Below are 13,026 nucleotides of genomic sequence, written 5' to 3'. Positions count from 1 at the left end.
TCACCGACCTCGCGCTCGTCCGTCACGATCTCGAGGAGGGTCGTACAGCCGCCCCAGCAGAGCCCCCTGTCCGGACTGCAACACGTGCCCGGCGGACAGGGGGATCCAGAGGCATTCGAAGCGGGTCGGCTCCCCCACCCCGTCGTGCTCCTCGAACGAGGTCCACCGCTCGGGGACCGGGCCGTCCACCTCCATGTGGAAGACGTGACGCCGCTGGACCTCGAATCGATAGGGGGTGATGTCGTACTCGACCACCCCGAGCGGGCGTACGACGCGCAGCCCGGTCAGCCCGGTCTCCTCCCGTCCCTCGCACAGCGCTGCGGCCTCGGGCGTCTCTCCGGGACGTACGCTCCCCGCCGGAACCTGGAGCCCCACCTCCTCGGGGGAGGCGTCCACGTGCCGGAACACCAGCAGCCGTCCGTCGCGCACCACGTAGCACAACGCCTTGTCCCGTACCTCGCGCACATCGCTCATCCCGCCGTCCCGCCCTTCCGGCGCTCCGCCGGTTCCCTCACGGCCTCGCCGGGGAACATCCACCGGTACCGAATCCGACCCCGATGGGAGAATCCTCGGAAAAGCACCCGGCGGAGCGAGGGAAATGACTAGATTGAGCGCTGAGAACGATCCGTCGACCGAAGGCAGTCGCATGTCCGCTCCGACAGTGGCCGAGCAGCAAGCGTCAGAGTTCGACGACCGCGTGGTCCTCCCCATGCCACCGCAGGACGGCTTCACCGCCGACGACCTCGACCGCATCCCGGATCTTCCGCCGCACACCGAACTCATCGACGGAAACCTGGTACTGGTGAGCCCGCAGAAACTCTTCCACATGCTCGTCCTCGAACTCTTGGGGGACTCACTGAAGGCCCAGGCCCCCGAGGGCCTTCGGGTGGCGAGAGAGTTCTCGATCAGGCTCGGCGCGCGGCAGCGGCCGGAACCGGACCTGATGCTCGTCCATGCGGACGCCTTCAGGGAACTGGCCCAGACCTGGTTCGCCCCGGAGGCGGTGGAGTTGGCGGTCGAGATCGTCTCCCCGGAATCGGAGGTCCGGGACCGGGAGCGCAAACCCCAGCTCTACGCTCGTGCGGGTATCCGTTTCTTCTGGAGGGTGGAGCAGGACGGGGACGACGCCGTGCTCTACGAGTACGAGAAGGATCCCGCCAGTCCTTCCGGTGACTACGGCAAGCCGACCGTCCACCGCGAGACGCTCAAGACCTCGGTCCCGGTGAGGATGGAAGTGGATCTCACGAACATCCTGCGCCGCTGACCGAACGCCATCACCGGAACGGCGCTCGGGGGTACCCCGGTGACGGGGCGCGGGGCCGTGGGGACGGCCCCGCGGGAGAGCCTCAGGCGAGGGAGGCGACGGCCTCGTCGACGGCGTCCTGGAGGCGCCTGCGCCACGAGGCGCTGCCCGACCTGGTCGTGCGCACCTCGACGATCCGCAGGCCCTCGCCCAGGAGGGCCTTGGGTAGATCGGTGGCCCATTCCACCCGGGTGTAGGGCAGATCGGCCACGGCGGCGACCCGCTCCATCGACACCCCGTGCGGGGTGCCGAAGACGCGTTCGAAGTCCGGGTGGCCGGCCTGTTCCAGACCGGAGAAGATCCCGCCGCCGTCGTTGTTGACCACCACGATCGCCAGATCGGGTCGGGGCTCGCCCGGGCCGATGATCAGCCCGTTCTGGTCGTGCAGCATCGCCAGGTCGCCGAGCAGGGCGTAGGCGCGGCCCTCGCTCTCGCTCCGGTGGGCCATGGCCGCGCCGATCGCCGTGGAGACGGTCCCGTCGATCCCGCTCACACCCCGGTTGCCCACCAGACGCACGCCGCAGCGGGCCCGCATGGTGGCGTCCAGGTCTCGGATGGGCATGCTCGACCCGGCGAACAGCAGGGAACCGGTCGGCAGTTGAGCGGCCAGGTCCCGCGCCAGTCGCGGTTCGGAGAGCCCGTCCTCGGAGTCGAGCACCCCGTCCACGGCCCGGCGCGCCGCGGCCTCGGCGCGCTCCCAGGAGCGCGACCAGTCGGTGCGGACCGGGTTCTCCCAGTCCGCCTCCGTGGGCGGGGCCACCGCGGACACCACGTCGGTGGCGGTGCGGGCGGGGTCGGAGAAGGCGTTGGCCAGGCTCGCATCGGGGTCGCCGACGGAACCGGCCGTGACCACCACGTGGCGTTCGGCGCCGCGCAGGAAGGCCAGGATCTGCCGGGAGAGGTTGGGGCGGCCCACGCTCACCACGAGCTCGGGGACGTGCGCCTCGGCGAAGCCCGGCGCGGCCAGAAGCTGCCGGTAGGTGGAGATCGCTCCCCCGCGTCGCGCGTTGGAGGTGGGCTCGGCCAGCAGGGGCCATCCGGTCAGCTCGGACAGGGCGAGGAAGGGCGCCGGGTCGTAGTCGCCGTCACCGCAGACGATGACCCCGCGCTCCACGAGGGGAAGGCGGTAGGGGGCGGGTTCGGAACGGGGTCCGGGGCGTCCGATCCACGGGCCGCCGTCGGACCGCCCGTCCAGGGGCGCCGTCCATTCGGGGCCGTCGCCGGAGGACTGGTCGGGGGTGAGGGGGTCGCGGAAGGCCACGTTGAGATGGACCGGTCCGGGGCGCCCGCCCAGCGCCGAACCCCAGGCGCGGCAGACCAGGGAGCGCCAGTAGGCGACCATCCCCGGAGCGGGGTCGGGGGTGCCGACCTCGGCGAACATGCGCACGGCCCCGCCGTAGAGACCGATCTGGTCGACGGTCTGGTTGGCGCCGGTACGGCGCAGTTCCGGGGGCCGGTCCGCGGTCAGGACCAGCAGGGGCACCCCGCTCTCGTCGGCCTCCATCACGGCCGGATGGAAATTGGCGGCGGCGGTGCCGGAGGTGCACACGATCGCCACCGGGCGGCGGGAGACCCGGGCCATGCCCAGGGCGAGGAAGGAGGCGGATCGCTCGTCCACCCGCACATGGACCCGGATCCCGGGGTGTGCGACCAGGGCCAGCGCCAGGGGGGTCGAGCGCGACCCGGGCGCGATGACGGCCTCGGCCAGCCCGCAGCGGGCCAGTTCGTCGACGAGGACCCGCGCCAGGGCGGTAGACGGATTCATCCAGAGTCTTTCGTTCGTCACGGTGTTCACCAAGTATCGCCGTGCGGCCCCACCGCATCGCACGACGCCTCCTCGCTCCGGCGGCCGCGCTCCAGAACGCGCGCGAGACACCGAAGCCCCCCTCCAGTGAACCCCGTTCGGTCGTCATCGGCGACCGAACGGGGTTGTGATCTCTTGCCCATCCCGTCTCATCCCGCCACGGGCCATGATCGTCGTCACGGTTCGGGCGGGCCGCCCCGAGCGCCGTCTCAGGCGTTCGCGGCCTCCGCCGCGGCCGCGGCGCGCGCGAGCCAGGGGGCGGCGTCGATCTCGACCGCCTCCAGGGAACGCTCGTCGACCTCGACCCGTCGGACCGGCAGATATCCGTCGACCGGGGTCAGCGGTTCCGCCGCCACGTCGGCGGTCAGCATCTGCATGGTCGCGAGCCCGCAGGCGTAGGGGAGCTCAGGCAGCGCGGCGGCCAGGGCCACGCCCGCCGCCAGGCCCACGGAGCTCTCCACGGCGCTGGAGACCACGACCGGGAGTCCGCAGGCCTCGGCCACCCGGAGGGCGGCGCGTACGCCGCCCAGAGGCTGCACCTTGAGCACGACGATGTCGGCGGCCTCGGCCGCGCGCACCCTCAGCGGATCCTCGGCGCGCCGGATCGACTCGTCGGCGGCCACCGGGACGTCCACACGTCGGCGGACCTCGCCCAGTTCCTCCAGGGTCGCGGAGGGCTGCTCGACGTACTCCAGGTCGAACCGGTCGAGTTCGCGGATCATCCGCACCGCGGTGTCCACGTCCCAGGCGCCGTTGGCGTCGACCCGGATCCGGCCCCCGGGACCGATCGCGGCACGCACGGCCTCGACCCGGTCGACGTCCTCACGCCGGTCCCGGCCCTTCTCGGCGACCTTGACCTTGGCCGTGGCGCATCCCCCGGAGGCCACGATCTCGGTGGCCCGTTCGGGGCCGACGGCGGGCACGGTGACGTTGACCGGGATCCGCTCGCGCAGCGGTTCCGGCCACCCCTGGTGGGCCGCCTCAAGACAGGCGGTCCACCAGCGGGAGGACTCGCGCGGACCGTACTCGGCGAAAGGCGAGAACTCGCCCCACCCGGCGGGACCGCGCACCAGCAGCCCCTCGCGCACGGTGATGCCGCGGAAGCGGTTACGCAGGCCGATCGCGAAGGCCCGCCCCTCGGCGGACCCCCGCTCCGGGTCGAGGCGTTCCTCGGCGGTCACGGGCGACGCGGGAACTTGTCGAACTCCGGACGACGCTTCTCCTTGAAGGCGTCCCGCCCCTCCTGGGCCTCCTCGCTCATGTAGTAGAGCATGGTGGCGTCACCGGCGAACTGCTGCATACCGGCGGCCCCGTCGCTGACGGAGTTGATCGCGCCCTTGAGCATGCGCAGCGCCAGCGGCGACTTCTCCAGGAGCTCACGCGCCCACTGGACGGTCTCCTTCTCCAGGTCGGCCAGGGGCACCACGGTGTTGATCATGCCCATGTCCAGCGCCTCCTGAGCGCTGTACTGGCGGCACAGGTACCAGATCTCGCGGGCCTTCTTCAGGCCGACGGTCTCGGCCAGCAGCCAGGAGCCGTAGCCGCCGTCGAAGGAGCCGACCTTGGGGCCGGTCTGGCCGAACTTGGCGTTGTCGGCCGCGATCGTCAGGTCGCAGCAGACCTGGAGGACGTTGCCGCCGCCGATGGACCAGCCGGCGACCATGCAGATCACGGGCTTGGGCAGGCGACGGATCTGCACCTGGAGGTCGAGGACGTTGAGGCGGCCGATGCCCTGGCGGGCCACGGCGTCGTCGCCGATGTAGCCGTCGTCGCCACGGATCTTCTGGTCGCCACCGGAGCAGAACGCCTGGTCACCGGCGCCGGTGAAGATGATCACACCGACCTCGGAGTCATCGCGCGCGATGTTGAACGCCTGCTGGAGTTCGAACAGGGTCTGCGGCCGGAAGGCGTTGTGCCGCTCAGGGCGATTGATCGTGATCTTGGCGATGCCCTCCGCGGTCTCGTAGATGATGTCGGAATACTCGCCCGACCGCTGCCAGTCGATCACGCTGCTCACGGCTACTACTTCTCCTCACGCGGACTTCAGGGGACGACCCGGACACGAAACGGCCCGAAGACCTCCGCGTCCAAGTGTCGACCCTACGCATTCTGCCAGGCGGGCCGGGACCAACGGCACGCGCCCGACCCTCGGACGTCGCGCGGCCCGACCCGAAGGGTCTCGGTCACGCGCGACGCGTCGTCACGCGGCGGATCCGTCATCCTTCCACCGGGCGTACCCTGGGGCACCGTGGCAGCAGCAGCGAGTGAACACCGGTCCCCTTCCTCTTCCTCCCTCGAAGGAGCGCGTCCCCTTCAGGCGGTACGCGGTATGTCCCCGAAGGCTCTGAACCGCCTGCTCGCCGAGGCTCTGGAGGGCACGGGGCCGGCTCTGCTGCCGATCCCCGACGGCACCCCCGACGCCCGGGTCCGAGGGCTCCTGGAGGCGATGCGTCCCTCCTCCCTGCGCACTCCGGACGGTGTGGTCCCGCTCGCCGACGCCCTTCCCGTGGGCGACGACGCCGCGCTGGTCGTCACCACCTCCGGGTCCACCGGCACGCCCAAGGGGGTGGAGCTGTCGGCCGGGGCCCTCACCGCCTCGGCGCGCGCCTCCCTGGACCGGATCGGCGCGAAGGACGGGGACACCTGGTTGTGCGTCCTTCCGGCCGGTCACATCTCCGGGATCCAGGTCATGGTCCGGGCCCTGGTCGGGGGGACGGAGGCGGTGCACGCGCGTTTCGACACCGACACCTTCCCCGGCCTCGTCGAGGCCTCCCCCACCCATGTCTCCCTGGTCCCCACCCAGTTGCGCAGGCTTCTGTCCGCCGGTGTCGACCTGTCCGGTCTCGGGGCGATCCTGCTGGGCGGAGCGGCGGCCGAACCGGAGCTGTTGGAGCGGGCCCGTTCGGCGGGCGGGCGTGTGTTCACCACCTACGGCATGAGCGAGACCTGTGGTGGTTGCGTCTACGACGGCGTCCCCTTGGACGGTGTACGGATCCAGGTCGACTCCGAGACACCCGGTGAGCCCGGCCGTGTCCTGATCGGCGGCCCCACCCTGCTCACCGACTACCGCCTGCCTCCGGGCGTGGCCCCGGATCCCGGCGCTCTGAGCGACGGTTCCTCCGGTCCGCGTCTTCTGCGCACCAACGACCTGGGGCGGCTCGACGAGGAGGGGCGGCTGCGGATCCTGGGCCGGATGGACGAGGTGATCAACACCGGCGGCCACAAGGTCGTGCCGGGGCCGGTCTCCGAGATCCTGTCGGGGCATCCGAAGGTGGCCGAGGTCGTGGTCGTGGGTCGCCCCGACCCGGAGTGGGGCGAGCGGGTCAGCGCCGTCGTGGTCCCCGTGGACCCTGCCGACCCGCCGGTGTTGACCGAACTTCGGGACATGGTGCGCGCGCACCTGCCCTCCTACGCGGCGCCGCGGGAGTTGGACCTGCGTCCGGAGCTTCCGATGCTCGCCTCCGGAAAACCGGATCTGCTCTCTCTTCGCGCCTCCTCCTGAGAGGTCCGTCCCTCCACCACCTCGTGTTCGTCCTCGGGGAAGGGCCTGCCGCCCCCCTCTCCCGGGCTCTCGATAACGGCCCGGACGAAGCGGGGTTACCGGTGTGGACCGAACCCATGGGACCCTGGCCGCGGCGGGTGTCGTTCCCGATGGCGCGAACACCCGCCGACACGGGACCGTCCGGGGGCCGAACACGCCCCCGGCCTCCTTTCGACCACGGTCGCTCCCGGACCGGTCCGAAAAGGCGGGGAACTTCCCAAAGCTCCCTGACGTCTACCCGAGTACCCGGTTCCTTCGGCCCCCGCCCAGAGGAGGTCCGCAGTTGGCGACAGTCATGGTTCCACCCGTCCACGTACGCGCGGCCTCTCGAACGCCCGGGCGGCCTCGGGTCGAACGTTCGGAACACCGGCGCGGAGTCGTCTCCTTTACCCGCACGACCCCGCTCACCGCCACTCACGGAGCAGTGATCTATGCCACCCTCTCCGATATCCAATCGAGACAGGGAACATTTGACTCGCCGACACGTTGGACATATTGGCGCGTCCAGCCGGCGGTGACCCTCCGCCACGTGCCACACGTCTTGGAAGGGAGGGAGGTGCCCCGATGACGAGCACTACCCTGGCGGCCTCCGGCCGAACGGTCGAGGCCGACGACGGAACCGCTCAGAACCCGGCCCCCGAGGCCCACGCGGCCCTGTCCGACCTGCTCGCCCAGGGACGTGCTCAGGGACATCTGTCCCTCCCCGAACTACGTACCGCTCTCACCGCGGCCGGAGTCACCTCCAGTGACGGCCGCTCCATCCTGCGTGAACTCACCGAGAACGGGGTCCGACTCGCCGACGGGGGCGAGGATTCCGCGAAGGTGGCCGACCCTGACGCCGAGGACGACGTGCTGGAAAACACTCTCATCGCGACGGTGCCCGACACCGACGAGGCACCCAAGGCCGCATCCGGCAAGGTCGCGACGCGCAAGAAGACCGCCTCCCCACGGAGGAAGGCCCGCTCCACGCGCCGCACCAAGAAGACCGAGACCACCCAGGCCACCACCGACCCGGAGACCGGTGAGGCCGACCTCGACGACCAGTCACCCGCCATGGGCGACTCGGTCCACACCTACCTCAAGGCGATCGGACGTCGCCAGCTGCTCACCGCCGAGCAGGAGGTCGACCTGGCCAAGCGTGTGGAGGCCGGACTCTACGCCGAGTACCGCCTGGGTCTGCACGGCGAGATCGACGAGTCCGTCCCCATGGCCGACGTCGAGCGCGAGGAGCTCGAGTGGGTGGCCGAGGACGGTCGCAAGGCCAAGTCCCACATGCTGGAGGCCAACCTCCGCCTGGTCGTGTCCGTGGCCAAGAAGTACAGCGACCGGGGGATGTCCCTGCTGGACGTGGTCCAGGAGGGCAACCTGGGGCTGATCCGCGCGGTCGAGAAGTTCGACTACACCAAGGGCTTCAAGTTCTCCACATACGCCATGTGGTGGATCCGTCAGGCCATCCAGCGAGGGTTCGCCGACTCCGCGCGCACCATCCGTCTCCCCGTGCACGTGCTGGAGCTGCTCAGCAAGGTGAGCAGGCTGGAGCGCGACATGCACCAGGCGCTGGGCCGTGAGCCCACGCCGGAGGAGCTGGCGCTGGAGCTGGACAAGACCCCGGCCCAGATCGAGGAGCTGCTGCGGGTCACCCGTCAGCCCATCAGCCTCGACTCGACGATCGGCGAGGACGGCGAGACCCGTATCGGCGACCTGATCGAGGACGTGGACGCCTCGGAGGCCTCCGAGGTGGTCGACCGTCAGCTCATGGCGGACCAGCTCCGTAACGCGCTGTCCGACCTGGAGCCGCGCGAGGCGACCATCATGTCGCTGCGGTTCGGACTGATGGACGGGCGTCCGCGCACCCTGGACGAGATCGGCAAGCACCTGGGGCTGACCCGCGAGCGGATCCGGCAGCTGGAGAAGCAGTCGCTGTCCAAGCTGCGTCACCCGAGCCGGGCCCAGCAGCTGCTGGACTTCGCCAGCTAGAAGAGTACGACGCGTTCGGAGCCGCTCTCCCTCGGGAGGGCGGCTCCGTCGTCTTCGGAGCGCCCTCGTGCGCCCTCCCGTATCGGGGTTCCCCCGATCTTCCCCCGGGTTCCGCCGAAGGCCTCCCCCTTGCCCGGATTCCGGTGGAATGATGGTCCGATGACCAAAGATCCCGGTACCAACAGGGACGAGATCGCCGCCGCCCTGCGCGCGGGCCGTGAGCTGGGCCCCGAGTACGACGACGCGATCGCCGCCTCCCTCGTCGAACGTGTCGACGATTCCATCGACGAGCGCATCCGACACCATGTGGAACGCCGTATGGGCGAGGATCGGGGCCGTCGAGGGCTGCCCTCCAACAACGTGCGTATGGTCCTGTCACTGGTGTGCCTGGGCGTCAGCATCCCCCTGACCGCCATGTCCGCCGCGATGATCGGGGTGGGCGGCGTGTTCGTCACCTGGCTGGGGCTGATCGTCTTCTACCTGGTCTCGATCACGGGGCTGCGTCGCTGAGAGCCCCTCCCCCGGCCACACGCGAGAAGGCGGGGCGGGACCGATGTCGGTCCCGCCCCGCCTGCTCGTCGTCCTCAGAAGCCGCAGGCCGCCAGGATCGTGTCATGGGTGTCGGCGGTCCAGGTCAGGGCGTCGGCCAGACCGGCCTCGTCGCCTTGGTCCAGCTCGTCGAGGATCGCGTAGACGGCGTCCGCGCGCTCGGCGGCGTCGGCCTCCAGACTCCCCCTGGCCGCCTCCTCCAGACGTTCCACGTCCGCCAGGTGGGCCTCCAGTTCCTCGGCGTGCTGGTCCTGGTAGGGCACGCCGTCCACCAGCAGGTCCTGCTCGATGCTGGAGGCCGCCATGTCGACGGCGCTGATGTTGCTCTGGATGTCGGCGCAGGCCGCCTCGATCTCGGCCTTGTTCCCGGAACAGGCGGTCAGCAGCAGGGGAAGCGCCAGCGCGCCCGCGGTGAGGGCGAGGGCACGGGCGGGGGTTCGAGGGTGGGACACGGGTGAAGCTCGTTCCTTCTCGTGGTTCTACAGGGGGACGGCCCTGGGGCCGGAGAGGGGAAGGGGAAGAAAGATGGGGACGGGGGATCAGAGGAGGAAGAGGGCGAAAAGCCCGAACACTCCCGCGATGACGACGATCGCCGCGACGAAGACACAGCCCAGGACCGCGCCCACTCCCCCGGTGCGCGGGGAGAAGCGGGGACCGTCGTGGTAGTGATGCCGGTGTTCCTGGTGGTGGTAACGGTTCCGGCGTCCCGACGAGGACGGGGGAACGTACGAGCGCCCCGTCCCCCTCGACCTTCCGGAGGACCGCGCGGGGCGTCCGCTCCGCGAGTTGAAACCGCCACCGGGGCGGGACGCGCCGCCCCCGGAGGAGAAGCCGCCCGACCGGGAGGAACCACCGCGCCCACCACCGCGCGAGGAGAAACCTCCACCCTTCCGGGAGGCGCCGCCACCCGATCGCCCGCCACCCGATCGTCCTCCGCCGGAACGTCCGCCCGACGAACGTCCTCCGCCGGATCTCCTACTCATCGGAGCCTCCTTGGGGTTGTCGTTCGAAGCCGCCGAGGAGACGGCCCTCCGACCATAACGGGACGGATCGACCTCTCGGATCACCGGAGTCACAGCCGGCCACTTGAGGCCGACTTCGACGTGGGAGGGAACCGACGAGGCCCCTCCCGCGTCCGGGGGTCCGTCCGCGGAAGGGGCCCGTGGCCGGCGGGGTCATCCCTCCAGCGCGGCCCGCAGGATCTCGACGGCCTCCTCGTGGTCCAACCCCACCCGGTTGATGACCTCGGCGTACTCTCTGGCCGAGGCCAGGGCCTCGGCGCGTTGGTCGTCGCCCGCCGCGGCGATGAAGGTCCCCGAGCGCCCTCGGGTCTCCACCACCCCGGCCTGTTCGAGCTCACGGTAGGCGCGGGCGACGGTGTTCACCGCCACCGAGAGCCGGCCCGCCAGGGCCCGGACGGTCGGCAGCCGGTAGCCGACCGGCAGCTCGCCGTTGGCCGCCGCGATCGCGACCAGAGCCCTGATCTGTTCGTAGGGCGGTACCTTCGACGTTGGATCGATGCGGATGAACTCCGCCATGCCCTTCTTCGCTCCCCACGTGGCTCGCCTGTCTACGCTCCGGAATCGATCCGGACGCCTCACCAACCTATCGTCCGCCGTTCGACCCTAGGTCGCGCTTTTGTGGATCATTCCTCCCGCGCCGTCACCCGCCACCACCCTCAACGGTCGCGCTGACGCGCGCGGTGTTTCACGCGGGGCCGGGCTTCCTCTCGCGGCGCCGACGTCGCTCGGACAGCCGAACCCGGGCGGGCCCCCGCTGTGCGATTCTGCGGAGCCTGCGTAGCAGGGCACAGTAGGGGAACTCTCGCTCGTCGTCCGGCGAGAGATCGCCCGGCGGCCGCTCGCCACGGATCGGCTCCGCCGATGCCCAACGAAAGCATCCACAAAAACACTCCCTAGGGCGTGTCCACGACGGACGAGCCCCACGACCGCGGGTCGTGGGGCTCGTGTCACCGGTGATCAGGCCACGGGACGGGGCACTCCCTGGATGCCGTGCAGGCGGTGGGTCTCCCGCGCGGTCAGCAGACGCTCGGCGACCCCGGTCGCCTGCTTGACCCGGGGGTGGGCCAGGCGCTTACGGCGCTGGATCCGGTCCATGTAGCCCTTCGGGCCGACCAGGACCCGCTCGTGGGCGTAGGCGGCGCGCATGGCCTCGGTGAGCAGCGTGTCCAGAGCCACCCCGAGTTCGTGGAGTTCCTCCGCCGGGGCGCCTCCGTCCCGGGCGGTGTCCAGGGCGTCCTCGGCGGCCGCCACCTCCGCGAGGAGCCCGGGAAGACGGTCGGCCGCCTCCCGGTCGTGCGCGAGCCTCTCCTCGGCCCGGGCCCTGGTCTCCTTGGCGACTCCCATCGCGTTCTCCTTCGGTCGTCACATCAGCCGTGTGGGGCCACTCTAGACATGACGGGGATCACTTTCCTCCCTCCGCCGAGATCGACACCTTAGGGAGATCCGAGCCTTGGTGGGGCGGGTCGATGGTGGTGTTCTCCGTGTGGAACTGTCACCTTACTTAGTAGATCCAGCCCCTCCCCTTGGAAGGACCCATGCGAAGCAGGAACAACGCGGGACTCAACCGTGAACGCATCATCGTGGAGGCCCTGCACATCATCGAAGGGCGTGGGCTGGGCGGCCTGTCCATGCGGCGGCTGGGCGACGCCCTGGAGGTGGAGGCCATGGCCGTCTACCACCACTTCCCGAAGGGGAAGGAGCAGCTCTTCAACGCCATCGCCGCCTACGTCACCACCGCGCGCGTGGTCAACGGCCTCTCCGAGGACGAGGGCCCCGAGGACGAGGAGCTCCCGGCCGCGGGCACCTCGGAGGAGGACGTCGAGAGGATCGAGGAACTCCCCTGGGAACAGAGGATCACCCTGTGGGCCGAGGGGTACCGCGCCCGGCTGCTGACCTATTCGGGCGCGCTGTCCCTGCTCATGCACCGCGCCCCGCGCACCCTCGCCGAACGCAGGACCGCCGCCCTCCTGGACGGCGCCCTTCTCGACGCGGGCCTGACCGGAGGGGACGTGGCCGCGACCCGGGACGCGCTCTTGGGATATTGCCTGGGGTCCGTGGGACATCAGGTGCGTCACGCGGGCCGTGAGGACGCCCCGAGCGAGGACGAGGCCCTGTCCCGTTTCCGTTTCGGGCTGCGCGCGCTCCTTCGCGGGGCGACCTCCTGACGTCCCCCTTCAGCCCTCGCTCCCGGCCCGGGCCCGTTCCGCGCGCAGGCGGCGGGCCTCGTCCGGGTCCAGGACCGGGGCCGCGGTGAGGAGTCGACGAGTGTAGTCGCTCCGCGGGTTCTCGTAGATGCCGTCGCTGTCGCCCATCTCGACGACCTCGCCCTTGCACATCACCGCGACCCGGTCGCTGACCTGGCGCACCACCGCCAGGTCGTGGGCCACGAAGATGTAGGTCAGACCGAAGTCGTCCTGCAACTCCGACAGCAACCGCAGCACCTGGTCCTGCGTGGACACGTCCAGCGCCGAGACCGGCTCGTCGCAGATGATCAGCTTCGGCTTGAGGATCAACGCCCGGGCGATCGCGATCCGCTGCCGCTGACCACCCGAGAACGCGTGCGGGAACCGGTTGTAGTGATCGGGTTCGAGCCCGACCCGCTCCAACAGTTCCTGGACCCGGACCCGGTTGCGCCTGCCATCGCGCTCGCCCTGGACCTTCAGGGCGGTGCCGATGCTCTGGCCGATGGTCAGACGCGGGTTGAGCGAGGAGTAGGGGTTCTGGAACACCATCTGCACCTCGTTGCGCAGAGGACGCATGCGGCGGTCGGACAGGTGGGTGATGTCCTGGCCCTCGAACTCCACGGTGCCCTCGGTGGGCTCCAGCAGCC

Annotated in this window: 13 protein-coding genes; 5 read left to right on the top strand and 8 right to left on the bottom strand. The window is 70.6% G+C overall.

Going from position 1 to position 13,026, the window contains the following annotated elements:
* Entirely contained in the window at positions 1-474 is a 474-nt protein-coding gene (locus D451_RS26585) for an NUDIX hydrolase (RefSeq protein ID WP_017535171.1), read from the bottom strand.
* Positions 475-646: 172 nt separating this feature from the next.
* Here D451_RS26585 and D451_RS0115995 point away from each other — a divergent pair, with 172 nt between their 5' ends.
* Positions 647-1,264 (top strand): Uma2 family endonuclease, encoded by a 618-nt coding sequence (locus tag D451_RS0115995; RefSeq protein WP_026125113.1) that lies wholly within the window; start codon positions 647-649, stop codon positions 1,262-1,264.
* Between the two features lie 82 nt (positions 1,265-1,346).
* Here the strand turns inward: D451_RS0115995 and menD are convergent, their stop codons facing one another.
* The 3 genes from menD to menB form a co-directional block, all read right to left on the bottom strand.
* Entirely contained in the window at positions 1,347-3,068 is a 1,722-nt protein-coding gene (gene menD / locus D451_RS0115990) for a 2-succinyl-5-enolpyruvyl-6-hydroxy-3-cyclohexene-1-carboxylic-acid synthase (protein WP_014909210.1), read from the bottom strand.
* A 248-nt stretch (positions 3,069-3,316) separates the two neighbouring features.
* Positions 3,317-4,288 carry an o-succinylbenzoate synthase gene (locus D451_RS0115985; protein WP_017535169.1) on the bottom strand — a complete coding sequence of 324 codons (972 nt, stop codon included), beginning with the start codon at positions 4,286-4,288 and terminating at the stop codon, positions 3,317-3,319.
* On the bottom strand, positions 4,285-5,124 hold the full coding sequence (menB, locus tag D451_RS0115980; RefSeq protein ID WP_017535168.1) for a 1,4-dihydroxy-2-naphthoyl-CoA synthase: 840 nt from the start codon (positions 5,122-5,124) through the stop codon (positions 4,285-4,287). The genes D451_RS0115985 and menB overlap by 4 nt, the downstream gene beginning before the upstream one ends.
* A 231-nt stretch (positions 5,125-5,355) precedes the next feature.
* Here menB and D451_RS0115975 point away from each other — a divergent pair, with 231 nt between their 5' ends.
* The 3 genes from D451_RS0115975 (at position 5,356) to D451_RS0115965 (ending at position 9,135) form a co-directional block, all read left to right on the top strand.
* A complete protein-coding gene (locus tag D451_RS0115975; protein WP_017535167.1) occupies positions 5,356-6,609 on the top strand; it encodes an AMP-binding protein in 1,254 nt (417 codons plus the stop codon).
* A gap of 603 nt (positions 6,610-7,212) precedes the next feature.
* A complete protein-coding gene (locus tag D451_RS0115970) occupies positions 7,213-8,625 on the top strand; it encodes an RNA polymerase sigma factor (RefSeq protein ID WP_014908454.1) in 1,413 nt (470 codons plus the stop codon).
* Positions 8,626-8,784: 159 nt separating this feature from the next.
* On the top strand, positions 8,785-9,135 hold the full coding sequence (locus D451_RS0115965; RefSeq protein ID WP_017535166.1) for a hypothetical protein: 351 nt from the start codon (positions 8,785-8,787) through the stop codon (positions 9,133-9,135).
* Between the two features lie 74 nt (positions 9,136-9,209).
* Here the strand turns inward: D451_RS0115965 and D451_RS0115960 are convergent, their stop codons facing one another.
* The 3 genes from D451_RS0115960 to D451_RS0115945 all read right to left on the bottom strand — a co-directional run bounded on the left by D451_RS0115960 (position 9,210) and on the right by D451_RS0115945 (position 11,540).
* Positions 9,210-9,626, bottom strand: coding sequence for a hypothetical protein (locus tag D451_RS0115960; RefSeq protein ID WP_017535165.1), 417 nt, complete (start codon positions 9,624-9,626; stop codon positions 9,210-9,212).
* A 723-nt stretch (positions 9,627-10,349) separates the two neighbouring features.
* Positions 10,350-10,712, bottom strand: coding sequence for a GntR family transcriptional regulator (locus tag D451_RS0115950; protein WP_014913277.1), 363 nt, complete (start codon positions 10,710-10,712; stop codon positions 10,350-10,352).
* 441 nt (positions 10,713-11,153) lie between these two features.
* Complete coding sequence (locus D451_RS0115945; RefSeq protein WP_017535164.1) at positions 11,154-11,540, bottom strand: hypothetical protein; 387 nt, start codon at positions 11,538-11,540, stop codon at positions 11,154-11,156.
* A 191-nt stretch (positions 11,541-11,731) separates the two neighbouring features.
* On the opposite strand from D451_RS0115945, the gene D451_RS0115940 reads away from it, so the two are divergent.
* Complete coding sequence (locus D451_RS0115940) at positions 11,732-12,361, top strand: TetR/AcrR family transcriptional regulator (RefSeq protein WP_014911139.1); 630 nt, start codon at positions 11,732-11,734, stop codon at positions 12,359-12,361.
* Between the two features lie 9 nt (positions 12,362-12,370).
* On the opposite strand, the gene D451_RS0115935 is transcribed toward D451_RS0115940, so the two are convergent.
* Positions 12,371-13,026: ATP-binding cassette domain-containing protein (locus D451_RS0115935; RefSeq protein WP_017535163.1), on the bottom strand; the 656-nt coding region annotated here is incomplete at its 5' end.

Source organism: Nocardiopsis alba DSM 43377, from assembly GCF_000341225.1.
In the GTDB taxonomy this organism is placed as follows: domain Bacteria; phylum Actinomycetota; class Actinomycetes; order Streptosporangiales; family Streptosporangiaceae; genus Nocardiopsis; species Nocardiopsis alba.
Note: the sequence above shows the minus strand (reverse complement) of the source record. Positions and strands in the feature narration are given on the sequence as shown.